The organism is Paenibacillus sp. FSL H8-0175 (assembly GCF_045040615.1).
In the GTDB taxonomy this organism is placed as follows: Bacteria; Bacillota; Bacilli; order Paenibacillales; family Paenibacillaceae; genus Paenibacillus_AQ; species Paenibacillus_AQ odorifer.
Window position 1 is genome coordinate 3,007,173 of the sequence record NZ_CP150299.1, and the last position, 26,175, is coordinate 3,033,347.

The window sequence follows — 26,175 nt, forward strand, 5'->3', positions numbered from 1 at the left end:
TGTCCAAAAGAATAGAGTGCGGGAAGCACTCTTTTCTTTTTAAATCATCGAAGAAATGGGGAAGGACTGTGGGGACAACGGTTCGCAAAATAAAAGGTTATGTGATTCGTGACTGGATGATGAGTTATCTCTTTTTAGTGCCAGCATTTGGGTTTTTCCTGCTTTTTGTGGCTTATCCGATGGTGAAAGGGGTCTATATTAGTTTCTTTGATTACTCCTTGAGAGATTTCAGCTTTATTGGCCTCGATAATTATATCTCCTTAATAAAAGATGATAACTTCAGGAAGTCGATGGGAAATACATTATTGCTTGTACTCATCACTGTACCCATCGTTATTATTTTCTCGTTATTTATCTCTATGAATATTTATAAGAAAAAAGAGTTTGCCAGATCGTTTTTCCGTGGAGTGTTCTATTTGCCGGCTGTATCCTCGGTTGTAAGCATCACAGTCGTTTGGGGCTGGATTTATCATCCGAACTATGGGATTCTAAATTATTTGACCAGCTTTTTGGGAATGGAGCCTATATCCTGGTTAGGAGATACGAGGACTGCACTGCTTGCAATTATCGTGGTTCTGATAACGACCTCTGTTGGGCAGCCGATCATTTTATATGTGGCATCTATTGGGAACATTCCTACTTCTTACATAGAAGCAGCTGAGATTGATCGAGCGACGCCTTGGCAGATTTTCCGGAAAATATTATGGCCAATGCTAATGCCAACGAACTTATATATTATCGTGATTACCACGATCAACACCTTTCAATGTTTTGCGCTAATTCAGTTGCTCACCTCGGGTGGACCTGTGTATAGCACATCGACTGTTATGTATGGCGTTTACGAACAAGCCTTTATGCTCGGTCATTTTGGATATGCCTCGGCGATGGGTGTCATCCTTGCGATTGTGATCGGGATCATTTCTATCATTCAATTCAAATACTTTGGCAGTGATGTTGAGTATTAAGGAGGGGACATCATGAATTCTACGAATCCGTTAGAATTGAGAGCACCTATTGGCCAATCTAAGAAAGTAAGCAAATGGAAAAAAGAATTGACGATTCCAAAAATATTAGCGACCATCCTGTTGATTCTAGCAACGTTGTTTTTTATCTTCCCTTTTTATTGGGTGGTTTCAGGGGCATTTAAGCTTCAGACTGTGGCAACAACGATCCCCCCGGAATGGTTTCCGGCTAAGCCGACTCTGCAAAACTGGACCGAGTTATTTAAGAATCCCGTTGAGCGCTGGATGTTTAACAGTTTCATCATTGCTTTTTGTGAAATGGCAGCGATTTGTATCGTTTCTTCCTGTGCTGGATATGTGCTAGCCAAAAAGTCTTTTCCTGGCCGAGGGATTATCTTTACGATGTTTGTTGCCGCTATGGCATTGCCTAAGCAAGTTATTCTTGTCCCGCTGTTTACGATGCTTGCAGATTTTGGGTGGGTCAACACGTATAAAGGGCTTATTTTACCAGCGATTGGCTGGCCATTTGGAGTCTTCCTAATGAAGCAGTTCGCGCAGACGATTCCAGGAGAATTAATTGAAGCAGCCAAAATAGATGGCAGCTCTGAGATTCGTTTGTTCGGAACCATCATTTTACCTTTGTTAAAGCCTGCAATAGGGGCACTGGCTATCTTTACCTTCATCACTTCTTGGAATGATTATTTCAGTCAGCTGATCATGACCAGATCGACTTCAATGATGACATTACCACTTGGGGTAGCGACTCTTCGGGGTGAATTCACAACAAACTATGGATTGCTTATGGCGGGTGCTGCGTTAGCCTCTATTCCTATGATTGCAATTTTTCTAATGTTCCAAAAAGCCTTTACCCAAGGGATTACTATGGGGGCTGTAAAAGGCTAATTATTCTTATAACAACGAAAATTAATAGTAATGAATTAAACGATGGAGGCTGTAATTTATGAAATCATATGATCTTGAATCCTTTAAAGGCATTATTATTGCTATGTACTCCAGTTATGATGCTGAGGGGGAAATCGATAAAGAAGGAGCCCGAAAATTAGCTCGTCAGTATGCTTCTACGGGAGTAAAAGGTCTTTATATTGGCGGAAGCTCTGGCGAAGGTATGCTGCAATCTGTAGAAGAACGCAAACAAATGCTCGAGGCAGTTATAGCAGAGGTTGGAAAAGAGCTTACAATCATTGCTCACGTGGGTGCTCCATCTACAAGAGACAGTGTTGAACTAGCTATCCATGCAGAGAAAGTTGGCGCACATGCCGTATCGGCTGTTCCTGCGATCTATTATCGTCTGTCTCCGGACAGTGTTGAAAGTCATTGGCAGGCGATTATTGATAGTACGGCGCTTCCATTTATTATCTATCACATCCCACAAACTACAGGCTTTCAATTATCGAAAAGCTTGCTGATTAAGATGGCAGCTCAGGATAAAGTAATCGGGGTGAAAATTTCGGCGGAGAGCACGTTTGAGCTTCAGCAATTTAAAGCCGCAGGCGGGAAGGATTTTCTAGTCTTAAATGGACCTGATGAGCAGTATTTGGCGGGCCGCAGTATTGGGGCAGATGGCGGGATTGGTGGAACTTATGGGGTGATGCCCGAGTTATTCCTAAAAGTGGAACAATGTTATGTGCAAGGAGAGATGGCTGAGGCGCAGAAATGGCAGTTTATCATCAATGATCTCATTGTTGAATTGCTATCCTTTCCTTCATTATATGGTGCGTGTAAAGCGATCCTTAGTGTGCGCGGATTTGAAACAGGTCAGCCAAGAATGCCGCTTTTACCGATTAAGGATTCCGATCAGGAGCGGGTGGAAGCTCTGAACAATAGAATATTAGATTATATTCTTGAAGCGAAGGGATAGGGTTAATAATGACTCGAATAAGTGATATCTTTCCGGTGAAAGGTCTGATTGTTTCCTGTCAGGCACTTGAGCATGAGCCGCTTCATGGTGGGGATACAATGGCTAAAATGGCAAGAGCAGCGGTTCAATCAGGAGCTATAGGAATCCGGACAAATGGTGTTCCAGATATTGTAGCTATCAAAAAAGAAGTAAATGTACCGGTCATTGGACTTATTAAACGGGATATTCCCGGATCAGCCATATTTATAACACCAACCTTAGATGAAGTGAAGGCGATTGTTTCTGCAAAAGCAGAGATTGTTGCGCTTGATGTAACGAATCGGGAAGAACGCTTAGAGTCAGTAAAGCCATTAATAGAATATGCACATCTGAGAGGTGTGCTGGTTATGGCGGATATTTCGACATTTGAGGAAGGGCTTGCCGCTGAGAAATTAGGTGTGGATTTCATCGGTACCACGCTTTCAGGCTACACCCCATACAGTACACAGCAGGAAGGACCGGACCTTGTCTTAATTCAACAATTAAGCAAATTAGTGAACATTCCTGTTGTTGCGGAAGGACGGATATGGACACCGGAAGACGCAGCAAAAGCTAAGAATGCGGGGGCATCCTATGTTGTTGTAGGAAGTGCAATTACTAGGCCACAATTGATCACTTCGAGATATGTTAAGGCCGTGAGCAATTTCAATGACTGACGGAGGTGAGTCCGCGATGGAAGGGTATGATCCTCATATAGAATATGCGATCGGAGTAGATATTGGCGGCACGAAAATTAATGCCGGACTCGTCTCTTCACAAGGGGACGTTTTACATACTGTAAGCCTAAGCACATTGACAGGACAGACGAAAACAATGGATCGTATTATACTAGCTATTCGGACATTAATGGATGAAATAACAGCACAACAAGCGGGAATTCAGCTCCAAGGAATTGGCGTAGGATCAGCAGGGCAAATGGATTGGGAGGCTGGGCGTGTCCGCTCCGCTTCGGAGCTTATTCCAGGCTATGCTGGCACAGCTTTGAAGGAGTTGCTTCAGACACAGTTTCAACTTCCGGTAATCGTTGATAATGACGTGAATGTATTAGCAATAACAGAGAAATATTTAGGTTCAGGCAAAGAGGTAAAAGATTTTATCTGTCTTGCCCTTGGTACGGGCGTGGGTGGAGCGATAGTCGTAGACGGCCATCTTGTCCACGGTTCTTGGGGTGGGGCTGGAGAGTTAGGCCATATGTCCGTAGATTTCAAAGGGCCTGCATGCGTTTGTGGTGGAACAGGCTGCTTGGAGCAGTATGCTTCAGGCACAAGTATCGCACGTCGCATGCGCGACAAGCTTTTATTACATAACCAGTCCCCAGAGAACGTAGACTCACGGGAAGTGATAGCGAGATGGCGGGCAGGTGACTCTCTGGCTACAGCGTTAATGGAAGACACGATTGCTGCGCTCGGATCCGCGATTGCTTCATTAATCCATATTTTTAACCCTAAAGTCATCGTCATTGGCGGTGGAGTTGCTGAAGCAGGCGAACTTTTGTTTGAAGGCATTAGAAGGGAAGTAAAGGGCAGAGTAATGCCATCGATGCTGGAAAATGTTCGTATTGAAGCAGCCTATTATGGTAATTTATGTGGAATGATCGGTGCGGGGCTGCAGATGTGGGAGTATAGTCCCGATAAAGTAAAGAGAGCAGAGTTATAAGGGGCTATTCACCATCTATCTGTATAGAAAGTCATGGGGAGCAATACGTAGAAGCGTTTAATTGTACATCGTACAACTATATTTCTCGAATCCCTCCAGCCGATGGGTATAAGTGTATTTTGTACAGCTATTTTCTTGATTTACAGCCTTAGTGGTGGCTTCTCGTGTTTTTAGTTGTAGAAAATGCAACTAAAGTCAAAATGATTGCATTTGCCTACGACATAACTGTATAGAATACATTTATTCTATTTCTCAGATTCCCCTGAGATCCGGTGTAATTGAGCCATTGAAGATTGATTAGTGTTTTGGGATTGATTAATTTTTTAAATAATTAAGTTAGAACCACATGTGAATAATACTCCATGTGGTTTCTTTTATTAGTTATAGCCCGCCCCAGTACCCAATGCCGAATGAACCCTTCGTTCAACCATCAACACATCTAACCCATGTTATGGGAAGCAGTTTTTCGTTTTTTACGTTGAATTTATGATGGTGATTCATTAATGTGAGCATATCACACGATATCGCTACGACGAATTCAATGTGTCCAAAGACTCGGGGAAATTCGACCTTAACTGGTCCGGCTCGGATAACTTGTTTGACCAAACCAGCCTAGCTAAGATTTTAATTAGGCTTAAGGGATACAAATTTTCCAGTTTGTATCCCTTAACTTATATAACAAAGGATGGGAAAATTATGGTCGATTATAATAACAACGAAGGAGTAGGCGGTTTTCAACAAGGCAGCTATCGTCCATTAGCTATTCATCCCATTGAGGCGAATTGGATCAGACAATCCCGATTCAGAGCTCCAACATCGCTTTCAGTTTTGAAGCGAGTTGTTGACTCGGGGCGGCCGGATTTTTCATATGGGTTAAGCTCGTTTACAGTGGATGAACAAGGGAGAGCCATTTTAGCTGTGGGGCAGGGTGATTTCGAGCTTAATCATCAATACGGCAAACTGTTTCGGGTTTGCTTTGAATCTGACACTGTGGAGCTGCTATTGGAGACTAAGTCATCCCTTATGTCTCCCCTGCTGATCAGCCCAGCCTCCATTTTGGTTGCGACCAATAGCATTCGAGATAATCAGCTCATTTCGGTTGACGAAAACGGCCGGATAAATTGGAAGACCGCAGTGGATGGTGTGCCGTATGGCAGGCCATTGCTCCGGATGGCGAAGTGAAATGGATATACCAACCGGAGGAAAGCTACGTTGACACCAGCCCTTCCCTGGGCGAAGACGGTAATTTATACGTAAATTTGACCGGCGGGGAATTCATTTGTTTAACGCGAGACGGTGACAGCTATGGAGAGCGGAAACTAAAGGTTTTGCAATAACTCAGCCAATTCTCGGCCGATGCGGCAACGTTATTCAAAGTCGCTTAATGGATAACTCGATTGAAAGCTACTCCGTTGTTGATATTTTTTCCCAAAAAGGAGTGCATTTAGCGGAGACCGCAATCAAAGGTTCTATTCATTCGGTGAATTTGGCAAATGATGAAGTGATTTACGTCCTGTCCTCCTATTGGACGGCTAAGATGGAGCCTAAATGGGAACTTCATTTGCAAATCTCCATCGGGCAGTCCCAATGTTGGACAACAGTCCTGGGGGAGAAATTCAACTCGGAAACGATTGGTGAAAGCGCCAGATCTTTGTCTAACTTGATCTCTTCCCTTGTACTTGCTATAGGATACTTTGATGATGATGTGCGGGAGAGTGTAGAGCAACTGGAGACTGTTGTGCCTGCTCCGCTTATTCTGAAATATGACTGGGTAGAGGACGATGAGTCGCTTGGTCGGGGATTTGCTCCGGCACAGTGAATTATATAGTCCTAATTAGAAAAGTGTTTTTTATAATGCTATAGATATGGTGGGAGAGCAAAAGCTCTGCCTATCAAAATCCCTTGATTAAATAGAATAATTTACCGATAATGTTAATGGGGGAACCCAGAATCAAATCCGTCATGAAGCAGGAGGCACTATCGGACAATGATGACTTTAAGGAACATGGTGCGGGGAACGGAGAACGATCTTCCTGCTAAAGAGATGATTAAGTATTGGAATCATGAGCCTGGAACCTTAAAGATGGTAAGGGCCAGCAGCAATTTTATTTATACCTTTCAGTGGAATGGTAACCGCTTTTATTTAAGGTTTACTCATGAAGAGGATAATTCTCCAGACAATATCCAGGCAGAGCTGGATTTTATGATGTATTTATTAGAACAAGGTTATGAGACTGTCTCTCCAGTGCGTTCTAAGTCTGGCAATTGGATTGAAACGTTGTTAACGGATCACGGGCGATACCACGGGGTAGTTTTTGAACAGGCCCAGGGTGAATATGTTTCACTTGATGAGATGAAGGAACCTCATTTTTATCAATGGGGCCAATCGCTTGCACGTCTGCATAATTTTTCGGAAACCTATGCACCGAGCACACCTTATCGCAAAAGCTGGGTCGATTCATTGAATTTTATTTATTCCGTATTGAGCAGGCATCCTGAGGAGCATAAGGCGCTTAAGGAATATGAGCGGATTGAAGCTTGGCTATCAGAGCTCCCTTTTGGAGTGGGGCATACTGGGCTCGTACATTATGATTTTGAGATGGATAATATCTTTTATATGCAAGAAGAATCCCGCTACAGTGCCATCGATTTTGATGATTCTATGTATCACTGGTTTGCGATGGATATTACATCGGCGTTAAGAGACCTGACGGAATCGGATGATGATGAAAGTAGAAGAAACATTGACCATTTTATTAGTGGATATAGATCGGTTAAGCAGCTAGATGATGAGTATATGAAGTTGATACCTGAATTTCAAAGATTTGCAGACTTATACAGTTTTGCTAGATTACTTCGGTGTATGGAGAATACGGATGATTCTATTTTCCCGGATTGGGCGAAACAGCTTAAACTGAAATTAGAAAGAGTTTGTGACCGATTACGAACCGGCTTTCAACCACATATAGTGCTGAAGGATATCACTGAAAAAAACTGGTACGCTTGTACTCAATTAGAAGTATCGGATGAGCAAAAGGCTATTTTTCCTGTACCGGTGGTCTATTGGTTAGCAGAAGCAGCTTATTGTGGTATGACCCCGCTCGCTTTATACGCAGATGAAGAATTGGTAGGTTTCTCTGTGTATAGCGTAGATCCTGAGGACGGAAGTTATTGGATTATGGCTTTTATGATTGACCAGAAATACCAGAACAGGGGTTTAGGCAGAACGGGTATGGATACCTTAATTCGTTATATTAAAGCAGAACACCATTGCGACAAAATCGTTATTGGCCATCGGATCGAGAACGAACGTGCTTCGAATTTATATACATCACTCGGGTTCGTTGAAGTCAGTAGGGACGAGTTTGAAGTTATACGAGGGTTGGTAGTGTAAAAAGGGAGAAGCCGCCAAGGGTTTGGCGGCTCTTTTTTTATATAAGGAAATTAAATTAATCTACAGAGCCGGTAGTCAGCAGCTGATCAAAAGAGACAGGGAATAGTGGCTCAATTAGCGATAAAATTGCTTTTGCATACTCCTGAATTTCTTTCTGAGCGTCATGCTCCAGTCTTTGATTTAAAAAATGAGCTACAGATTGAACTGAAGCTGTCCAGTACCAACGAACGAATAATCCATAAGCAGGTAGAAACAGTCTTGCTTGTTCAGCACATATGCCATCTGCTAAAGCGGCTTCATACTTAGATAATCCTAACTCGGTGTATTCTTGAAGCTCGCGGGTGTATTTTTCACCAAGCTCCCATGCAATGATGTCACCACTGCCTTGTTTGGAATTCTCTGGTTTGGATCTCCATTCTCCCGCAGCAGGTTGATAAAAAACGGGTTCTTCGGTTATGTATCTGCGGCTGGATTCGTTCCAGGCTTCCAAGCTATCTCCAGTACCTTCGTAATGAGCAGAACCGACTACGTATTTCCACCACTGTCTCGCAACCATTAATGGGGCATAAACCTCAAATTGAGTGATGGCATGGCGGAAAGGAGAGGTATGTCCTTCACGGGCAAGGAATTTTATTAGTTTAATATCCCGATTACTAAGCTCAAAAGATTGTTTTGCATAAGAAACACGCGCAGCGTTAGCAACCGTTAAATCTGAGCCCATATGATCTACTAATCTTACATAACCTTCATTTAAAACTTTGATTGTTGTCAATTTAATGTAGCCTCCTGTTCCAAAGCAGAGTAAATGAGTTCGTCACACCATTGTTGATTGCAAAATCTAGTCTCTCTGAGGATTCCATCCCTAATCATTCCTGCTCTAATCATAACTTTTTCAGATTGAAGATTCTCTGCATTGGCATAGGCAACGACTCTATGGGCATTAAGAGAGCTAAAGGCGTAGCCTATCAGTGTTTTGACGGCTTCTGTCGCATAGCCCATTTTCCAGTATTCCGGCAGTAGAACCCAGCCAATCTCCCATTGCTTGTATAATCTCTTAATATCAATCTGTCGGCTATTATTTCCATGAGTTAATACCTCCTAATCCATGATTATAATGGAAGACTCTGTAATTATCACGGAGTAAATTCACTAGAAATACAAAAAAATATTTCTGTAAATTTTTCTCTAGTAAAATTGTGGAATTGTGATACAGTAATTAAGGTTTATATATTTAGAGGGGGATGTAAGGAAAATGAAAGCTATTAAATGGAGCATCACTGCAGCGTTAGCAGTATCTATGTTGGGTCCAATACATACAGTGAAGGCGGCAGATACGCGTAACGTCGATTACGATCAAGGTAGTATTTTACGGAGTGCCAGTTCAGTTTCGTCATCATACAATGAAGGCAATCCGCAGGTTGAAGATTTGATTTTTCAGATGGATGCTACCGAAATCACTGTTGGGGAGAATGTTCCGGTACAAATCTATGCTAAAGATGCCGATGGCATATCCGAACGCGTTCCATTAGCTCAAGCAAATGTCGTAATTGAAAAACCTTATTTGCTGCAAAAACAAGCCGATGGCACAATGAAAGCCTTAGCGGTAGGAGAAACGAACGTAACGGTCATTTCAGGATCAGATTCCAAAACAATAAAAGTTTCGATCAGTGCGGACCATGATATTGATCAAGGTGCATTTGTTAATGGAACAATGTATTTGCCGGTTCAATCGGTTTTTCAAACGTTGGGAGCAACAGTCCAAGTTAATACAGCAACTAAAATCTTTAGCATACGTCTAGGTGATTTGCCAATACAGCTTCAACTCGGAAGCGATATTGCAATGGTGAATGGTGCGAAGGTCAAAATGAGTGGTAAAGTGCAAAAGATCGACGGATCTACAGTTTTTCCTGCCACGCTTTTAAAGACTGCACTGTCAGCAGAGTTAATTTGGGATGGAAATTATCAGACGATGGAGATCTACTTCGGCAAAGCAGAGTTGTTCGCCTATACGAAACAAACTGCGCAGATTTTTAAGAAGGAAGAACAAGGAAACCTCGTTAAGTTCATTGGAAAAACATATTGGCTCAATCAATTCGACTCCGATTATAAGTTCCAAAAAGTCACTATTGTAGATATTCTACCTGATTATGAAGGTGAATTCGCCATTTCATTTAAGGTTTTATCAACGGGGCAAATTCTTAACTCTTATACAATGTCGGGGGATGAGTTGATCCGTACATTAGGAAATAAAGAATATTTCTTAACAACGGATCCATTTAAGACCTATAAGTGGTCAGATGCGATTTGGAGTAAGATTAAAAAGAGCATAGTTGCTACTGGGATGACCAAGCAGCAAGTGGAGTTTAGTTGGGGTAAGCCAATAAGTAAATCTACACTATCAGGTAGTGGCATTCAAGTGGAGACCTGGCAGTATGGTAATTATAACTATGTTACCTTTACGAACGGTGTTGTCTCCATGATTTATACGAATTAATTCTTCCTAACTTCTGCGTTACTTTAGTCATAGAGCCTGTCTTTGCGACATATCATTTTGGAGAAGCACTTTCAGAATTAAAGTGTTGACTATTGTTGGCCGAAATGAGGGGTTTATTCATGGCAAAGTCAAAACGTGGACATGCACTTTGGAATTTACCATCAAGGGGCAGGGGGACTTGTCCAATCTGTCAGAACACCCGTATTAAGCTGCTTTATCCCAAGAAAAAAACGGATGGAGCAGTCGTTAAGGTCTGTAAACGCTGTGACAAGGCTCCGCAGACGAAAGTGGATGCCGTGTTGATTTAAAAAGAGTACACAAAAAGAGGCTGTCTCAAAAGTGGATTTTTCTACGTATGAGGCAGCCCTTCTCATGAATAAAACAAAGAAGCACTTCTCTAATAAGAGAGGCGCTTCTTTTAAATTTTACAGAGATTTAGTACGTATATGATTATTTCGTTATCCGATTAATGACCTGTTCGCGTCTAGGACCCACGGAAATCGTAGTAATACGCGTGCCAATAGAGGTTTCAATAAAATCAATGTAAAGCTTAGCTTGTTCTGGCAGATCTTCGAAGTCGGTGATCTGAGAGATATCGCAGTTCCAGCCAGATAAATGCGTGAATATCGGTTTTGCAGAGTTCAGTTTATTCGTAGCCGGGAACTTGTCGGTGATCTCTCCATTTTCAAGCTCATAAGCCACACAAACTGGAATCTCATCCAAATAACCAAGCACGTCAAGATTAGTCAACACGACTTCAGTGGCACCCTGCATTTGGCAACCGTAACGAGTAGCTACAGCATCAAACCAGCCCATACGTCTAGGACGGCCAGTCGTAGCCCCGAATTCCCCGGCATCGCCACCTCTTGTACGAAGTTCATCCGCAACGGGCCCTTCTAATTCCGTAACAAAAGGTCCAGCGCCGACACAACTGGAATAGGCCTTGGTTACAGCGATGACATTCGTGATAGCTGCTGCAGGAAGACCGGCACCGACAGGTGCAAACCCAGCAAGTGTTGAAGAGGAGGTGGAGTAAGGATAAATACCGTGATCAGGATCACGCAGAGCCCCAAGCTGGCCTTCAAGTAAGATAGTCTCTCCCTTGGCATAAGCCTCTTGCAGCAAGTCTGTTGTATTGGCTACATAAGGCACTAGCTGTGCAGCTTCTTCTTGCAGCTGAATCATTAATTCCGAGATTTGGATCGGCGCTTTCTTATATAAATGCTCAAGTAAGATATTTTTGGAAGCGAGTAATTGTTCAAGACGTTTCTCAAGTCGGGCGGTATCAAATAAATCCGCTACCTGTATGCCTAGCTTTGCATATTTATCTGCGTAAAATGGTGCGATTCCCCGTTTTGTTGAACCGAATCCTTGAGATCCCAGACGTTCCTCTTCTAGTTCATCAAACAAACGATGGATTGGAAGCACGATTTGCGCCCGTTCGGATACGAATAATCTAGGCTTTGGCACACCTCTATCCGTTAAAGCTTTCAATTCTTTTATTAATACTTCTGTATCAAGTGCTGTTCCGGGTCCAATAATGTTTGTAACGGAAGGATAAAATACCCCAGATGGCAGCATATGCAATGAAAATTTTCCATATTGGTTTATGATGGTATGCCCAGCATTACTACCACCTTGAAAACGAACGACAAAGGAAGATTGTGCAGCTAGCACATCCGTCATTTTTCCTTTTCCTTCGTCGCCCCAGTTTGCTCCTACAATTGCAATTACGGTCACGCGTTTTCGCCTCCCAAGCTTGTTTTTGGCTACAGGACTAAGTATAATGCTAGTTAAATCATTAGAAAAATTGATATAAGTTATATCTATTATAAGGTGGAGTAATGACGTGGGGATGGACATTAATTTGGAGTGGTATCGCTCTTTTTATTGGGTAGCGAATACTGGGAGTTTAACTGCTGCGGCAGAACGACTCAATATTACACAACCGGCAGTAAGTCACACGATTAAACAATTGGAAGAGAAAATGGGCGGCCCGTTATTTTTTCGCACTTCTCGCGGGGTCGATCTAACAACAGAAGGAAAAGTACTGCTTAGCTTTATTGAGCAAGCCTTTCATCATGTAGACATGGGCGAAAGAGCGATCGCAGATATGAACAATCTGAACAGCGGCGAGATTCATATCGGAGCAAGTGATACCTTATGCAAATATTATCTGTTGCCTTATTTGGAGCAATTTCATAAACAATTTCCCAATATCCGCATTCATATTACGAATCGAACGACACCAGAAACACTTACGCTTTTAAAAGAAGGGAAAATTGATTTTGGTATCGTCAGCTTGCCGACATCTGATAAACAGATTGATTTTCGCAAAAGTACTCAGCTTCAAGATTGCCTGGTAGGGGGCAAAGGTTTTCGTCATTTGGCGGACAAGACCATGCCGCTTGCAGACATTCAGCAGTATCCGTTGTTATGCTTAGAAGCGGGTGGGAGCACCAGAAAGTATATGGATCAGTTTTTAGCTTCTAATCATCTGACGATTACACCTGAATTTGAACTGGGAAGTGTGGATTTGCTTGTTCAGTTTGCGAAACGCGGTTTTGGCCTTGCTTTTGTTATTCGTGATTACGTAACCGAAGAATTGAAGAAAGGTGAGCTTGTCGAGATTCCTCTGGACCCACCTTTGCCAGAACGTAACATAGGAATTGCTACCCTGCGTGGAGTTCCTCTTACAGCTGCTTCAAAGTCTTTTCTAACATTATTAGAGTAGAATCAGGATAAAGAGCTATTTGAGCATACCTAGTGAAGAGGAGGAAAGGTAATGAATTCTTTACTGGCTCGGCTGCGCAAGGGATACGGGAAAAAGCTTCGGGCGCTTCATACCTGGAATGGCTGGCTGGTTGTGTTGCTCACGCTCACAGGACTTGTACTTGTAGGTGGCTTCTGGCGTGGCTTCTTAGGGGAAGGCAGAGTATGGATCAAAGGGCTTCATATCGTGGTCGGTGTTGCTTCGATTATTCCGGTTATTTATTATTTGCTGCTGGCAGGGAAACATTGGAAACAACTGAAGGAGCGGCCTTGGCAACGTTTTAATGTAATCGTTGTACTTTCATTGCTGCTCGGCTGGTTCGTTTCAGGAGTGCTACTCTGGCAATTCCGCGTGGTGGGTCCACATGTATCGAACGTTGCTCTGGTCGTCCATGACTTATTGACCTGGATAGGCCTTCCTTATATTATTTATCATTCTTTGACTCGGGTAAAATGGCTTAAAGAACCGAGCCGGCGGATAGTGAAAAGCGGCATTGAGACAGGCAGCCCTTCGAATCATCGGGAAACCCCGCAGCCGGTTTATACACGTAGAGCTTTCATACGCGGATCGATTGGTGTTGGGCTTGCGGTCACTATAGGTCCATCGTTTATAAAATGGCTCGGCAGTTCAATTGGAAATATCGGGGGCAGCGAAACAATTGATAAGCTGATCGAAAGTGATCGTAATCAGTTGTTGCCTGCACCCCGGCCACTGGCGGCATCCTCACCCCCTCTCGGAGGAGGGGCGCAAGGACAATTCCGTGTTTACACAGTCACTCCGATTCCAGAGTTTACGAACAACAATTGGTCTTTTACGATAGATGGGCTTGTGGAGCAGAATTTCAAGTGGAACTGGGAACAGTTCGTAAAGCTGAAGCGGACCGTTCAGGTGAGTGATTTTCACTGTGTGACAGGCTGGTCAGTCTATAAGAATACCTGGGAAGGAATCAAGCTAAAAGATCTTTTGAGTCAGGCCGGTGTGAAGCCCACAGCTAAGACTGTGAAATTCTATTCGGGTGATGGTGTATACACGGATACGCTCACATTGGAACAAGCCGACATGGATGATGTGCTGGTTGCGGTAATGCATGATGGAAAGCCGATTCCTAGCGATCTCGGCGGTCCTGTACGGTTAATCGTTCCGAAGATGTTCGCATACAAGTCTGTGAAGTGGCTGAACCGGATTGAGCTGATCGAAGGCGATCATACGGGATATTGGGAGCAACGCGGGTATTCAAATGATGCGTGGGTATAAAATAGGGATCGTTAACCTTAATGGGCTTATTGCCTGTTAAGGTTTTTTTGTTGATTAATTCCTTATTTTTTTAGCATATAGCAAATGAAGAGACGTAATAACAGAAATTGCTCCATACAATAGAAGTGACTGGATGCAGGAGGTGGTTGTGATGAACGGGGTTAGAGCCATAAAGCTGTTGGGACTTATTCTCGGTGTGGTACTCCTGAACATTATCGTGTTGTCACCAGGTTTATTAGGGGTGGAAATCGGAGGCACCAGTGTATTTGAAACAGCTTTAGGTGTGACATTGTTGTTTGTTAGTCTACTTGTTGTTCTTTACGGAAGTTATATTTTATTGTTTAAACCTTCATCTATCCCTGCTGTGAAAACACTGAAATCTTATGAGGATTATATAGCCGCGCTTACTCAATACAAAAATGTCAAAGTGCTGAAAAAAGACATTGCGCTTGCTCTAGATCAGATATCCCGGATGGAAAAGAAGAGAAGTACCTTGTTAGATGTTTTAGGTCAGAGATTCGAATCCACTGAACTTAGCTTCAAAAAATTTAATGCAGTCAGTTATGAAGTAGCAAAGCTTTTTTACCTGAACATTCGAGGGATTCTGAATAAACTCAGTGTATTTGATGCCTCAGAGTTCACCCTTTTCTCCAGCCAGCATAGACCCTCGCAGTTCTCAGATAAACTGGTGCAAAAAAAGACAGCTTTGTACAATGAATATTTAGCCTACGTAACAGGGTATCTTGGGGCAAATGAAGAGATTCTGCTGAAGCTGGATAAGCTGCTGCTGGAAATATCGCTACTTGACAGTACAGATTATACAGATGTTGAAGAGATGCCTTGTATGAAGGAAATCGATGAGCTGATCAAGCAGACGAAATTCTATAAGCAATGAAGGGGAGAAGTGTATGGCTAATAAAGGAAAAACAGTAGCAGTTTTAGGGACCATTACGGTGGTAGTTTTTGCTCTCGTGTATTTTGGAATCACCTTGACTTCTAATATAGGAAAAACCAAAACCCAGATTTCTTCCGAAGATGCGGGGAAGCAGCTTGAGAAGCTATATAAGAACATAAACGTGACCACTGCTGAGCAAATTAAAGGCCAGATTGACCTGGATCCTGTTGCGATTGGGGATTCATTACCAGATATCTCAAAGTTTCCTGTATCCGTAGACAATACAACAGATAGCTTTGTAGAGATATTCTCTTCTACAGAGAAATCAGGAACGGGTAATGATGGTTGGCTAAATGAAGTTGCCACAGATTTTAACAACTCTAATATTGAGGTGAACGGGAGTCACGTTTCTGTGAAAATCCGTAATATTGCTTCAGGTACAGCGACAGATTACATAAGATCTGGGAAGTATGTGCCAGATGCCTTTACCCCATCAAATGAGTTGTGGGGCGAAATGGTAAAAGCAAACGGGATGAACACTCAGCTAATCACTAAACGCCTTGTAGGAAATGTAGCTGGTATTGTTACCAGTAAGGCGAAATATGATGAACTAATAGAGAAATACGGTTCTTTAAACGTTAAGACGGTTACAGACGCCATAGCAAATAATGAATTATCAATGGGCTATACCGACCCTTTTGCCAGTTCTACGGGTTTAAACTTTCTGGTAACAGCGCTTGGGACGTTTGGCGGTTCAGACTTACTTGGTGAGCAAGCGGTGCAGGGCTTTGAGAAATTCCAAGCAAATGTTCCCTTTATTGCCTCAACCACTTTACAGATGCGAGAGGCTGCAAAAACCGGTAAGCTTGATGCTTTTGTCTTAGAATACCAGATCTTTGTGAATGCAACAGATTTGAAAGGGGGGTATGTATTCACTCCTTTTGGTGTAAGACATGACAGCCCGCTTTATGCTTTGGGTGATCTTCCTCAGGAAAAACTCGATATTATTAAGAAGTTTGCTGAGTTTGTTGAACAGGAAAAATACCAGGAGCTGGGTGAGAAAAAAGGCTTCAATGGTCTTAATGATTACCAATCAGAGCTTAGTACAGTGGATGGCAGTCTCATATCCTCAGCTCAGAAGCTGTGGAAAGAGAAGAAAAATGGCAATAAACCTATCGCCGCAGTATTTGTGGCAGATGTCTCAGGAAGTATGAACGGGGAACCTTTGAACCGCTTAAAGCAATCTTTATTAACAGGCCAGAAGTACTTGGGCAAGGATAACAGCATTGGTTTTGTCTCTTACTCTGATAACGTTACAATCAATCTTCCGATTGGAAAATATGACACGAACCAGCAGTCCATGTTTGTTGGTGCGATTGATAGTCTTCAAGCAAATGGGGGGACGGCTACTTTTGACGGGATCGCGGTAGCCATCCATATGCTTCAAACGGAATTACAGCTAAATCCGGATTTGAAGCCGTTGATCTTTGTATTAAGTGATGGAGAGACCAATGAAGGGCATTCCTTGAATGATATCAGAGGTCTTATTGAGACCTACAAAATCCCGATTTACACGATTGGCTACAATGCGAATATCAAGGCGCTTGAGAGTATTTCGAGTATAAATGAAGCGGCCAACATCAATGCAGATACAGATGATGTAGTCTATAAAATTGGCAACCTGCTCAATGTTCAAATGTAAGCTATTTTTTATAGGAGGGGTTCTATGTCGTTTACTATGGAAGTCGTAAGTCAGGAAAAGCTGAAATCTGTAATTGAAGAGCAGGTCAAACCTGAGCCTGAGGAAGTATCACAACTGAAAGCACTGGCAGTAAACAATGTCTCCGCCATTCTGGATCTGAATTTAGAGTCACTGGATAAGCGGAAAGCGGTGTTGCAATCCATTGATAGCTTCGGTATGGAAACGATGAGATCCTCTTCGGACAAAAACTCCCTGTTGCAGGTTTCAGTGGGGAATTTATCAAAGACAGGGGATGAAGGCGGCCAAGTAGCAAAAGGTTTGACGGAGCTTAATCTCCAGCTGAAGGATTTGGATCCCAGTGCAGTAGATTTTGCCAAGACGGGTTTTCTTGGGAAGTTCTTTAATCCATTACGTAGTTATTTTGCTAAATATCAAAAGGCGGATGCTGTCATTTCAGATATTATAATTTCTTTAGACAAGGGTAAGACCGTTTTGAAGAACGACAATACTACGCTGGAATTTGAGCAACAGGCACTTCGGGAACTTACAAAAAAGCTACAAAAAGAAATTCAGCTCGGCATGCTGATGGATCAGGAAATAGAGACGCAACTGGAAGCGGCTAAGCTGCGTGATGAGGATGAGGAGAAAGTTCGGTTCATTACAGAAGAAGTGCTTTTTCCGTTGCGGCAGCGTGTCATGGATTTGCAACAGATGCTTGTAGTGAATCAACAAGGAATTATGGCCATAGAAGTGGTTATTCGAAATAATAAAGAGCTGATCAGAGGGGTGGACAGAGCTAGAAATGTTACCGTGTCTGCCTTGAAAATATCGGTTACGGTAGCTAGTGCGCTGTATAATCAACGAATTGTTTTGAAAAAGATCGAACTTTTAAATCAAACCACCGATAGCCTGATCAGCGGTACCTCAAAAATGTTGAAAAACCAAGGGGCGGAAATCCATAAACAGTCGTTAGAATCAAGTATTTCAGTGGATACATTAAAGCAAGCTTTTACAGATGTGCTATCCGCTCTCGATTCCATCAGTACTTATAAGCAGGAAGCTCTCCCCAAAATGCGTGAAACCATTAATCAGTTCAGAGAGCTGGCAGATAATGGCGAACAGCAGATTGTGCGGCTGGAAAAGGGAAATAAGTTGGGGCTGTAGCCTAGCAAAATCATAAATCCGGTTAATTATGCGCCTTGAGCAACAAATCCTAGCCTTTAGTCTGGTATGACTCCAGCCCCAAGACTGTTTTGAGCCTTCTTTTTCCCACGTATAATGAGATTAATTGAAAAACGTGAGAGAAAGGACAATAGAAATGAATGATAAGTTATACACTATGCCGATGGGAGCTCTTGATTCCATGCATATTCCAGCAGAATCACAACCCCAATCTAAAACGCGCAAACGTGGAGCAAGTCCAAAGACATATCGGAGTATTTTATACTTCTTAATCTCTTTGCCGCTTACGATTGTATATTTCGTGTTTATGGTGACAGGGCTGACGTTATCCATTGCGTTAACCCCAATATTTATCGGAATTCCTTTGTTTTTTGCAGTAGCTAAGGGATTGGATTACATCGTACAATTTGAGCAAGAGCTGGTCAGATCATTGTTAGATATTCCTAGACCTAGTGAAGAGGCCAGATCGGATATGCAGCTAGAGGGAGCGGGCTTCCTGCAACGAATGAAGTTAGGTTTTCATGGAGCGAAGTTTGCCCGTAACGTCATGCTGATTATGGGGCGATTCGTATCCAGCATTATATTCTTTTCAATAACAGTAACTGTAGTAGCGGCTGCCCTGGGCCTGATTACACTACCTGTGCTGCACCAGATTTTCTTGCAAACCATGGATTTGAACATTTTAGAGAATAGTGTGTTTGCTTTGTTCCAGATCGACTGGACATTATCTCAACAATATATCTCCTATGTAGTAGCTGGATTTGTTGTTTCCTTGTTAGCAAGTTGGGTAATTCGTATGCTTATGGATGTGCAACGTAGAATGCTGTTCGTATCCTACGAGGAAAGACAACAGTACTAATTGGAAAGAAGAGATTGTCGCTAAACAACCCTTTCTGAATCAGAATAAAACACCAGACAATGATCCTTCAGTTCGTGAAGAATCATTGTCTGGTGTTTTTGGTCTGCGGGGAGGTTTGCTTTTGCAAATGATGAGCTAGTGGAGGCTGCCTGATTGCTTCATTGATTTTTTTTAGTGTCGGTTACTGGTGAGGGATGTTGATGGAATCTGCGAAATAGCTGTACTTTGTGCAGTTATTTCGAGTGCCCAAAGAATAATCCTGACTTTAACTGCACTTTATACAACTAAAAACTAGAGAATCCACTTATAAGGGAGTAATTTCAGAAAATAGCTGCATGAAATACACTTATATCCAGTGATCGAGCGTTCTATTGGATTATAGTTGTATGAAATACAATTAAACTTGAGCGCTTTATAACGCTTTCCAACTTGTGAAAAAATGTTCATAATCCCATATAAATCCTGTATAATAAGAGTTGTGAAAACGTTTGAACAAAAAATCAGGAGGGGTTCTATGCATTCAAATGGATTATTTAGATGGAGCTTTTTGGGGTTTGCAGTATTAGTTTTGTTAGCGCTTTCGGGATGTTCCAGTAACGAAAATGTAAATGAAAAAGTTGCTACATCACCAACCCCCAATCCAACGATAAGCAATACTTCTAATGCATCGGAGAACCCAACCAATGTGGGGGCGGCAAAAGGTACTGTGCACATAGAAAATATAGGTGAGCGGAGAATATTTGTTTATTTACCTGCAGGTTATGAAGCTGACAGTGAGCGTTATCCTGTTGTGTATATGCACGATGGGCAGAATATTTTCAATACAAATACCAGCTCTTTAGGCAAAGAATGGAGAGTTGAGGAGATCATTGATCAGCTCGTTGCTGATGGAACCATGGAGAAGGTTATCGTGATAGGAGTCGCTTCAAGTGATGGATCAGAACGGGGAATGGAGTATGTTCCATTTCCGGACGAGTCTATTCCTTCGGATGGAGCGAGTGCAGCCGAATTTACCCAATATTTTATCAATACAGTTATTCCCTATGTGGATGGTGCTTACCGGACCATTCCCGATCGGGATCACCGGATGATAATGGGATCGTCATTCGGTGCTATTCAGGCTTTATGGATGGGGTATCAGCACCCGGAGACCTTCTCAGCGATAGGGGCTTTATCCCCTGCCACTTGGGTAAGCAATGGGCGTCTATTGGATGAGTTGGCGAAAGAGTCCGGGAAGCCTGCATTGAAGATTTGGCTCGACATGGGCGTAACCGAAGGAATGCCAATTGATCCGCTTGTAACTGTACTAAAGTCAAAGGGATTTGTATTAGGGAAGGATCTATTCTTTCAGATGGACCGTTTGGGTACACATGAAGAGAAGTCATGGAATAGACGTGTACATAGTCCATTGATTATGTTCGCCGGGAAAGAGGCTGGACAATCGATCAAGCATGAAGTAAGTGACTATCTGACATTAATCGGACCAGAAGCTATCGATATACGTCTTAATTTACTAGTCACTATGGATAACGGGATGGATTTTACAATCCTTGACGGAGTTGAATATCAAGTGTTGAATCCTGAAGTAGGGCAGGTAGACAAGGCAGGTAAGGTGAGCTTCCTGAAGCCGGAATCCTTGAAAGTAAATGTTTCATTTCAAGGTGTTACTGAAGAACATTTGGTTAACTATGAGCATTATGTAAAGGTATTTAAAGTTTATGTGAAATCTCTTGATGTTGACGAGAACGGGGATGAGTTCTCCATTAATCTGAAGCTTTCTGCTCGGAAATTAAATACAACTCCTGAGTATATCTCAGCGTTAGTGAGCGCTGCTGAAAAAATCGGTATATATACAATTAAGGAGATTCAGGAGGATTCCATAAGTATAATCTTTAATACGAAGTAGTCATAGAAATTAAAATTCAACTGAGATTATGCTCCTTTTTTGAATTTACTATGATCGTAACTAAGGGGAAATGATCCCCTGGCTGATAATCAGGGAATTTCTCCCTGACTCTTTAAACTAAAGAAGCTGAGTCAATAAGTAGCGTTTCCAACTTATTGACTCAACTGTTTTTTATCGCAAAATATATCCCCCATCCGGAAATAAAGTACTTCCTGTTGTATAGCTATTGGTCATCAAATAAATCGTTGTATGCGCTGCTTCGTCGGCATGACCCACCCTGCCAAGGATATTGATATTCGTATATTCGTCGTAAGCCTTGTCTCTAGTTTCCTGTTCTGCGCCTTCCCAATTAAAGTTGGTATGAATGGTTCCAGGGGAGATGACATTTACCCGAATCGGAGCCAATTCTACTGCTAATGCTTTTCCCAGACTTTCAATCGCGCCGTTACAAGCTGCATAGGAGGCACCGTCTGCAAGTGGACGTTGGCTGAATGCGCCGGACATAAGAACAATGGAGCCTGTAGGGTTGATAAAAGGGATGGCATGCTTTACAGCATTATATTGCGGCCAGAACTTTGCATTAAAGCAACTGTGTGCAATCTCCAAGCTAGAAGTAATCGGTCCTCTAACATAGGAGGCTCCCGGAGTGAACAAATGGTCAAAAACGCCGATTTTTTCAAAGAAATCCTTCAAGTCCTGTTCATTTTGATTATCTAGTGCATGAATTTCAACAGAATCGAACCCCAGAAGCTGTTGAGCTTTCTCTAATTTATCTTGTGATCGCCCAGCGATTATGACAGCTGCGCCTTGTTCAATCGCTTGTTTGGCAGTTGCAAGCCCTATTCCGGAGCTTCCTCCGATAATGACGATGCGCTGGTTTTTTAATGAAATAGTGGACATATTTATCTTCTCCGTTCATAGTTAATTGGACTTATTAAGTTTTGTTTTTATTATTAGCTATAAAATATAACCTGCACAGTACGCACTTTTTTCGTACTAGGTACGATTTTTCGTACTAGCTGGTTCGAACATACAGTTATATAACTATCGAAAGAGGGGATCGCATGGATTTGCTGGAGCCGAGATTAACCGGGGTTCTTACAACACTTGAAAAGATCGGTGGAAAGTGGAAGCCGCTCATTTTATTTATTTTATTGATAGATGGCACAAAACGATTTGGTGAACTTAGACGGATTATCCCAGATGTCTCCCAAGGTACGTTAGCTAAACAATTACGGGAGCTTGAAGAGGATCAGCTTATCGACCGGGTGAGTTATCATGAGCTTCCACTCAGGGTGGAATATAGTATTTCAGAACATGGCAAATCCCTAATTACAGTTTTGGATAGCATGTGTGGCTGGGGTAGGATGCATAAAGAATATTTGAATAATACAAGTAAGTAGAGGGGGTACATTATTATTCATACTATTTTGCAGGAACCAACGGGTCAGACCTACAAGACGCTGGTACAGGTAGCTATGGAAGTATGTGATGAATTTATTCTAGTAAAACGTGATCAGATGGAGTTGGAGCCAGAAGGATATGAACTGCTTGAACAGCTGCAACCTTTTCTCAAAAAGGTCATAAAAGATGACTATTGGCCGGGGACTCGGCTTATGGGGCATTATGCAGATGTTTATTTTTTTGATTGTTCACCTGAAGCGGTCAATATTCTTTTATCCTATTCCACCAGCTTGTACTCGTGGGTACAGACCAGGCTGCCTGATGATCTTTGTTTTCTAAAACAGGGACAACCGTGGCTAATCAATACAGCCCATGAGAGAGAAAGCAATTTGATCACTGATGTGGATGAGGAACTTAATAGACTAGAGGCGTGCGGATTGTTGTTCCGTGACTTATCTGAGTTTTATAACGCAGATTAAAAAGTGGACTCATATTTATAGTGCAGAAGAACCCGCAGTTGGTGCGGGTTCTTCTGCATGTTCACTAATCATTCAACGTATCTGTAAAATTACAAGATTTCATATAATCAAAGAAAAGTATTGATAATTATTCTCATATGATTTAATATGATAACGATTCTCATTATCATTACTTTAGTTTGAAGAATGATAAATAAAATATAGATGGGGAGATTGATTATGAATCAGAAAAAATATTTATTAGCTGGGGTATCAGCAGTATTAGCTTTGAGTTTGGCAGCTTGCGGTAACAATGAAAAGGATAAGACAGCTTCAGAAAAAAGCACAAATAATGCTGCAGTAGCAGCAGAAGGAACTGCAAATAACAAAGGAAATGCGGCTCAGGAGGCTGTTGCCACTGAACAAACCGTTACATATTTGGGCAAGGATTATGTCGTGCCTGCAAAGATTAATAATATTGTAGCAGCAAGTCTCGAATCTATGGAAGATGCTGCCATACTGGGAGTGAAACCTGTAGGTGTACTTGCAATAGCTGATGCTATTCCAGGTTATCTGTCAACTGACCTAGCGGGTGCATCCTTAGTGGGGGATAAATTTGCTCCAAGTAATGAAGCGATTCTGCAACTGGATCCAGATGTTATCTTAGGGTCTTCCAAGTTTGGGGAAGATGTGGCCGGCGCACTTAATAAAATTCAAACGATGATTCCTTATTCACATATTTCAACAAACTGGAAAGATAACTTGCTCTTATTAGGCCAATTATCCGGTAAGACCACAGATGCAGAAAAAATTATTAGTGATTATGAATCTAAAGCTGCGGGTGCAAAGGCTGAAATTGGAGAAAAGCTGAAAGATCAATCCATTCTAGTCATTCGTATTCGTCAGGGCAGTATGTGTGTGTATCCTGCTGGCGTTTATTTGAATCCGGTTATTTATGAAGATCTGGGTGCTGCCATTCCTGAGGTGATCTCCTCTACAGAGGCACAAGCAGAGCTTTCATTAGAAGCTTTGGCGGATATTAATCCGGACTATATTTTCTTGCAGTTTGAGACTAGTGAGAATACTGATAATGCAACAGCACTTGATGATTTGCTCAAGAATCCGATCTTCAAAAGCGTAACTGCTGTCAAAAATAATCATGTGTTTGTAAATGCAATTGATCCGTTGGCACAAGGTGGAACGGCTTGGTCTAAAGTAAGATTCCTGGATGCGGCAATTGAAAACCTGTTGAAGTAAAACCGAAGGTGCGATGAATAAGATGAATACAAAAAATTGGAAAGTTATATTGATCCTTTCAACTTCTCCATTATTCATCGTATTAGCAATGGTTGTATCCGTCTTATATGGTGTTAAAGATATTGGAATATTGACAATATGGCAGGCGATTACACACTTCGATGCTAATAATGTGGACCACAACATTATTATGACATCTAGATTTCCGCGTGTAATCGCCGCTTTATTAGTTGGAGCGGCTCTGGCTGTTTCAGGGGCGTTAATGCAGGGGGTTACACGTAACTATCTTGCATCACCATCGATTATGGGAGTAAATGACGGATCGGCATTTGTTATTACGTTGGCTATGGTGTTTTATCCGGGATTATCGAATGTTCAGATGATTATTTTATCTATGGTGGGTTCAGCCATCGGAGCAGGTTTGGTTTTCGGATTTGGTTCATTGGTTAAAAACGGTTTATCACCAGTCAGGTTAGCTATTATTGGGACTGTAATTGGTACTTTTTTAAGTAGTATCGCCTCAGCAGTAGCGATGTTTTTTCAAGTCTCACAAAATGTTAGCGTTTGGTATAGCTCGAAAATACATACCGTTAATCCAGATATGCTAATATTATCAGTTCCTTTTATAATCGTTGGACTGCTCTTGGCGGTTAGTATTTCTAAGTCAGTAATGGTTGCTTCCCTGGGGGATGAAACCGCGATTAGCTTGGGTCAACGAACAAAATGGGTGAAAATTGTCAGTATTATTTCGGTTATATGTCTGACCGGGACAGCAGTAGCTTTAGTCGGCAAGATAGCCTTTGTGGGTCTAATCATTCCTCATATTACACGGTTTATCGTAGGTATAGACTATCGCTTTATCATTCCTTGCTCAGCGGTGATTGGAGCTGTTTTTTTAGCGTTTTGCGATGTCTTAAGCCGTTATATTAACTTTCCGTTTGAGACGCCAATTGGTGTTGTAACAGCCTTTATTGGCATCCCTTTCTTCCTTTATTTAATTCGGGTTAAAGGGGGAGAGCAGCGTGGATAGAAGTAAAGTACAGTTTAGCCGCTATATGCTGACACTATTAGTTTTTATCCTGTTAACCCTTGTGGCCGGATATTTTCATCTTACGAATGGCGTGTTTGATATGTCTGTAATGGATGTGATAAAAACACTGCTGCGAATAGATCCTAATGCTAAATTTGACCTGGTTATTTTTCAGTTTCGGTTACCACGGATCATTATTGCCTCATTAGTAGGAATAGGTCTGGGGATAGCGGGAACTGTCATTCAAGGGATTACCCGTAACGGGCTGGCTGATCCAGGTATCCTTGGGATAAATGCAGGCGCAGGAGCTGCCATCGTTGCGTTTATGTTTTTCTTTCAGATGTCGGGAGTTACTTTTTTTAAAGAAAGCTGGTTCTCGATACTAGCCATGCCGCTGTTTGGTTTTGTAGGTGGGCTTGCCGCAGTTGTCATTATCTTTATTTTTTCATGGCGGAATGGTGCACTCGATATGCAACGCTTGATTTTGACAGGAATCGCGATTAGCAGTGGTTTTGGTGCGTTGTCGTTGTATATCTCTCTGAAAATGAATGCAAGTGATTATGAGATGGCTGCGGTTTGGAGTGTCGGAAGTATTTACAGCGCGAACTGGACTTATATCATTATGATCGCACCTTGGGTGCTTATTTTAGGATTTATAATGTATCGAAAAAGCTATTTACTCAATTATTTTCAATTGGAGGATTCCAGTACAAAGAGCTTAGGGATCTCTGTAGAAAAAGAAAAGCTGATCTTTCTGTTATGCAGTGTGGGGATCGTAAGTGTTTGTGTATCTGTATCCGGTTCTATAAGTTTTATAGGCTTGATGGCTCCTCATATCGCCAGAAGATTAGTAGGGATTAATCACCGCTATATTATGTTATCCAGTGCAGTGGTAGGGATGTTTTTGCTGGTGATCTCGGATTATTTTGCCAAAACAATATTTCAGCCGGCAGAGTTACCCGTGGGTATAGTCGTTTCGATTATTGGAATTCCTTATTTCTTATATTTATTAGCAAAGTCAAGAGTGTAGG

General features: G+C 42.1%; 26 protein-coding genes. 22 read left to right on the forward strand and 4 right to left on the reverse strand.

The window, feature by feature from the left end:
• The first annotated feature begins 116 nt into the window (after nt 1-116).
• From MHH46_RS13105 to MHH46_RS13140, 8 genes are all read left to right on the forward strand, one after another.
• The gene (locus MHH46_RS13105) at nt 117-965 is read left to right on the forward strand and encodes a carbohydrate ABC transporter permease (RefSeq protein ID WP_052097471.1); all 849 of its coding nucleotides are present in this window, start codon (nt 117-119) and stop codon (nt 963-965) included.
• Nucleotides 966-977: 12 nt separating this feature from the next.
• Nucleotides 978-1,865: a carbohydrate ABC transporter permease gene (locus MHH46_RS13110; protein WP_051491452.1), complete on the forward strand. Its 888-nt coding sequence runs from the start codon at nt 978-980 to the stop codon at nt 1,863-1,865.
• 58 nt (nt 1,866-1,923) lie between these two features.
• Nucleotides 1,924-2,841, forward strand: coding sequence for a dihydrodipicolinate synthase family protein (locus MHH46_RS13115; RefSeq protein ID WP_076189922.1), 918 nt, complete (start codon nt 1,924-1,926; stop codon nt 2,839-2,841).
• Between the two features lie 8 nt (nt 2,842-2,849).
• Nucleotides 2,850-3,536 carry an N-acetylmannosamine-6-phosphate 2-epimerase gene (locus tag MHH46_RS13120; RefSeq protein WP_038570497.1) on the forward strand — a complete coding sequence of 229 codons (687 nt, stop codon included), beginning with the start codon at nt 2,850-2,852 and terminating at the stop codon, nt 3,534-3,536.
• A complete protein-coding gene (locus MHH46_RS13125; protein WP_081387719.1) occupies nt 3,529-4,536 on the forward strand; it encodes an ROK family protein in 1,008 nt (335 codons plus the stop codon). Before MHH46_RS13120 ends, MHH46_RS13125 begins: the two co-directional genes overlap by 8 nt.
• 696 nt (nt 4,537-5,232) lie before the next feature.
• Nucleotides 5,233-5,718: a hypothetical protein gene (locus MHH46_RS13130; RefSeq protein ID WP_076189924.1), complete on the forward strand. Its 486-nt coding sequence runs from the start codon at nt 5,233-5,235 to the stop codon at nt 5,716-5,718.
• Between the two features lie 202 nt (nt 5,719-5,920).
• Nucleotides 5,921-6,355, forward strand: coding sequence for a hypothetical protein (locus tag MHH46_RS13135; RefSeq protein WP_076189925.1), 435 nt, complete (start codon nt 5,921-5,923; stop codon nt 6,353-6,355).
• Between the two features lie 168 nt (nt 6,356-6,523).
• On the forward strand, nt 6,524-7,930 hold the full coding sequence (locus MHH46_RS13140; RefSeq protein ID WP_081387720.1) for a GNAT family N-acetyltransferase: 1,407 nt from the start codon (nt 6,524-6,526) through the stop codon (nt 7,928-7,930).
• A 55-nt stretch (nt 7,931-7,985) separates the two neighbouring features.
• Here MHH46_RS13140 and thyX read toward each other — a convergent pair whose 3' ends face one another.
• Together thyX and MHH46_RS13150 are read right to left on the reverse strand one after the other, a co-directional pair.
• Nucleotides 7,986-8,702: an FAD-dependent thymidylate synthase gene (thyX, locus tag MHH46_RS13145; RefSeq protein ID WP_076189926.1), complete on the reverse strand. Its 717-nt coding sequence runs from the start codon at nt 8,700-8,702 to the stop codon at nt 7,986-7,988.
• On the reverse strand, nt 8,699-8,995 hold the full coding sequence (locus tag MHH46_RS13150; RefSeq protein ID WP_340395678.1) for a GNAT family protein: 297 nt from the start codon (nt 8,993-8,995) through the stop codon (nt 8,699-8,701). The genes thyX and MHH46_RS13150 overlap by 4 nt, the downstream gene beginning before the upstream one ends.
• Before the next feature lie 187 nt (nt 8,996-9,182).
• Here MHH46_RS13150 and MHH46_RS13155 point away from each other — a divergent pair, with 187 nt between their 5' ends.
• Nucleotides 9,183-10,424 carry a stalk domain-containing protein gene (locus tag MHH46_RS13155; RefSeq protein WP_076189927.1) on the forward strand — a complete coding sequence of 414 codons (1,242 nt, stop codon included), beginning with the start codon at nt 9,183-9,185 and terminating at the stop codon, nt 10,422-10,424.
• Nucleotides 10,425-10,543: 119 nt separating this feature from the next.
• Nucleotides 10,544-10,732: a hypothetical protein gene (locus MHH46_RS13160; RefSeq protein WP_036686376.1), complete on the forward strand. Its 189-nt coding sequence runs from the start codon at nt 10,544-10,546 to the stop codon at nt 10,730-10,732.
• 142 nt (nt 10,733-10,874) lie between these two features.
• On the opposite strand, the gene MHH46_RS13165 is transcribed toward MHH46_RS13160, so the two are convergent.
• Entirely contained in the window at nt 10,875-12,164 is a 1,290-nt protein-coding gene (locus tag MHH46_RS13165) for an adenylosuccinate synthase (protein ID WP_076189928.1), read from the reverse strand.
• Between the two features lie 115 nt (nt 12,165-12,279).
• Here MHH46_RS13165 and MHH46_RS13170 point away from each other — a divergent pair, with 115 nt between their 5' ends.
• From MHH46_RS13170 to MHH46_RS13200, 7 genes are all read left to right on the forward strand, one after another.
• On the forward strand, nt 12,280-13,158 hold the full coding sequence (locus MHH46_RS13170) for a LysR family transcriptional regulator (protein ID WP_076190160.1): 879 nt from the start codon (nt 12,280-12,282) through the stop codon (nt 13,156-13,158).
• Nucleotides 13,159-13,209: 51 nt separating this feature from the next.
• The gene (locus MHH46_RS13175; protein ID WP_076126021.1) at nt 13,210-14,451 is read left to right on the forward strand and encodes a molybdopterin-dependent oxidoreductase; all 1,242 of its coding nucleotides are present in this window, start codon (nt 13,210-13,212) and stop codon (nt 14,449-14,451) included.
• Nucleotides 14,452-14,602: 151 nt separating this feature from the next.
• A complete protein-coding gene (locus MHH46_RS13180) occupies nt 14,603-15,346 on the forward strand; it encodes a hypothetical protein (protein WP_076126022.1) in 744 nt (247 codons plus the stop codon).
• 13 nt (nt 15,347-15,359) lie between these two features.
• The gene (locus MHH46_RS13185) at nt 15,360-17,048 is read left to right on the forward strand and encodes a VWA domain-containing protein (RefSeq protein WP_076126024.1); all 1,689 of its coding nucleotides are present in this window, start codon (nt 15,360-15,362) and stop codon (nt 17,046-17,048) included.
• 24 nt (nt 17,049-17,072) lie between these two features.
• Nucleotides 17,073-18,212 (forward strand): toxic anion resistance protein, encoded by a 1,140-nt coding sequence (locus tag MHH46_RS13190; RefSeq protein ID WP_076126025.1) that lies wholly within the window; start codon nt 17,073-17,075, stop codon nt 18,210-18,212.
• 154 nt (nt 18,213-18,366) lie between these two features.
• Nucleotides 18,367-19,089 carry a sensor domain-containing protein gene (locus MHH46_RS13195; protein WP_076126026.1) on the forward strand — a complete coding sequence of 241 codons (723 nt, stop codon included), beginning with the start codon at nt 18,367-18,369 and terminating at the stop codon, nt 19,087-19,089.
• 514 nt (nt 19,090-19,603) lie between these two features.
• Entirely contained in the window at nt 19,604-20,995 is a 1,392-nt protein-coding gene (locus MHH46_RS13200) for an alpha/beta hydrolase (RefSeq protein WP_076126028.1), read from the forward strand.
• A gap of 171 nt (nt 20,996-21,166) precedes the next feature.
• On the opposite strand, the gene MHH46_RS13205 is transcribed toward MHH46_RS13200, so the two are convergent.
• Entirely contained in the window at nt 21,167-21,895 is a 729-nt protein-coding gene (locus MHH46_RS13205; protein WP_076126029.1) for an SDR family oxidoreductase, read from the reverse strand.
• Between the two features lie 164 nt (nt 21,896-22,059).
• Between MHH46_RS13205 and MHH46_RS13210 the strand changes: the two genes are divergently transcribed.
• The 5 genes from MHH46_RS13210 (at nt 22,060) to MHH46_RS13230 (ending at nt 26,174) form a co-directional block, all read left to right on the forward strand.
• On the forward strand, nt 22,060-22,398 hold the full coding sequence (locus MHH46_RS13210) for a helix-turn-helix domain-containing protein (RefSeq protein WP_076126032.1): 339 nt from the start codon (nt 22,060-22,062) through the stop codon (nt 22,396-22,398).
• Nucleotides 22,399-22,425: 27 nt separating this feature from the next.
• Nucleotides 22,426-22,878: a hypothetical protein gene (locus MHH46_RS13215; protein ID WP_081386290.1), complete on the forward strand. Its 453-nt coding sequence runs from the start codon at nt 22,426-22,428 to the stop codon at nt 22,876-22,878.
• Between the two features lie 219 nt (nt 22,879-23,097).
• Nucleotides 23,098-24,114: an ABC transporter substrate-binding protein gene (locus tag MHH46_RS13220; protein WP_076126035.1), complete on the forward strand. Its 1,017-nt coding sequence runs from the start codon at nt 23,098-23,100 to the stop codon at nt 24,112-24,114.
• Nucleotides 24,115-24,136: 22 nt separating this feature from the next.
• Complete coding sequence (locus MHH46_RS13225) at nt 24,137-25,144, forward strand: FecCD family ABC transporter permease (RefSeq protein WP_370510681.1); 1,008 nt, start codon at nt 24,137-24,139, stop codon at nt 25,142-25,144.
• Nucleotides 25,145-25,169: 25 nt separating this feature from the next.
• Nucleotides 25,170-26,174 carry an iron ABC transporter permease gene (locus MHH46_RS13230; RefSeq protein WP_076126226.1) on the forward strand — a complete coding sequence of 335 codons (1,005 nt, stop codon included), beginning with the start codon at nt 25,170-25,172 and terminating at the stop codon, nt 26,172-26,174.
• Nucleotide 26,175 lies beyond the last annotated feature (1 nt).

Bases quoted from the DNA above. Each gene is read 5' to 3' on its own strand.
- MHH46_RS13105 (WP_052097471.1), top strand. From the start codon at position 117: ATGATGAGTTATCTCTTTTTAGTGCCAGCATTTGGGTTTTTCCTGCTT.
- MHH46_RS13110 (WP_051491452.1), top strand. From the start codon at position 978: ATGAATTCTACGAATCCGTTAGAATTGAGAGCACCTATTGGCCAATCT.
- MHH46_RS13115 (WP_076189922.1), top strand. From the start codon at position 1,924: ATGAAATCATATGATCTTGAATCCTTTAAAGGCATTATTATTGCTATG.
- MHH46_RS13120 (WP_038570497.1), top strand. From the start codon at position 2,850: ATGACTCGAATAAGTGATATCTTTCCGGTGAAAGGTCTGATTGTTTCC.
- MHH46_RS13125 (WP_081387719.1), top strand. From the start codon at position 3,529: ATGACTGACGGAGGTGAGTCCGCGATGGAAGGGTATGATCCTCATATA.
- MHH46_RS13130 (WP_076189924.1), top strand. From the start codon at position 5,233: ATGGTCGATTATAATAACAACGAAGGAGTAGGCGGTTTTCAACAAGGC.
- MHH46_RS13135 (WP_076189925.1), top strand. From the start codon at position 5,921: ATGGATAACTCGATTGAAAGCTACTCCGTTGTTGATATTTTTTCCCAA.
- MHH46_RS13140 (WP_081387720.1), top strand. From the start codon at position 6,524: ATGATGACTTTAAGGAACATGGTGCGGGGAACGGAGAACGATCTTCCT.
- MHH46_RS13155 (WP_076189927.1), top strand. From the start codon at position 9,183: ATGAAAGCTATTAAATGGAGCATCACTGCAGCGTTAGCAGTATCTATG.
- MHH46_RS13160 (WP_036686376.1), top strand. From the start codon at position 10,544: ATGGCAAAGTCAAAACGTGGACATGCACTTTGGAATTTACCATCAAGG.
- MHH46_RS13170 (WP_076190160.1), top strand. From the start codon at position 12,280: ATGGACATTAATTTGGAGTGGTATCGCTCTTTTTATTGGGTAGCGAAT.
- MHH46_RS13175 (WP_076126021.1), top strand. From the start codon at position 13,210: ATGAATTCTTTACTGGCTCGGCTGCGCAAGGGATACGGGAAAAAGCTT.
- MHH46_RS13180 (WP_076126022.1), top strand. From the start codon at position 14,603: ATGAACGGGGTTAGAGCCATAAAGCTGTTGGGACTTATTCTCGGTGTG.
- MHH46_RS13185 (WP_076126024.1), top strand. From the start codon at position 15,360: ATGGCTAATAAAGGAAAAACAGTAGCAGTTTTAGGGACCATTACGGTG.
- MHH46_RS13190 (WP_076126025.1), top strand. From the start codon at position 17,073: ATGTCGTTTACTATGGAAGTCGTAAGTCAGGAAAAGCTGAAATCTGTA.
- MHH46_RS13195 (WP_076126026.1), top strand. From the start codon at position 18,367: ATGAATGATAAGTTATACACTATGCCGATGGGAGCTCTTGATTCCATG.
- MHH46_RS13200 (WP_076126028.1), top strand. From the start codon at position 19,604: ATGCATTCAAATGGATTATTTAGATGGAGCTTTTTGGGGTTTGCAGTA.
- MHH46_RS13205 (WP_076126029.1), bottom strand. From the start codon at position 21,895: ATGTCCACTATTTCATTAAAAAACCAGCGCATCGTCATTATCGGAGGA.
- MHH46_RS13210 (WP_076126032.1), top strand. From the start codon at position 22,060: ATGGATTTGCTGGAGCCGAGATTAACCGGGGTTCTTACAACACTTGAA.
- MHH46_RS13220 (WP_076126035.1), top strand. From the start codon at position 23,098: ATGAATCAGAAAAAATATTTATTAGCTGGGGTATCAGCAGTATTAGCT.
- MHH46_RS13225 (WP_370510681.1), top strand. From the start codon at position 24,137: ATGAATACAAAAAATTGGAAAGTTATATTGATCCTTTCAACTTCTCCA.
- MHH46_RS13230 (WP_076126226.1), top strand. From the start codon at position 25,170: ATGCTGACACTATTAGTTTTTATCCTGTTAACCCTTGTGGCCGGATAT.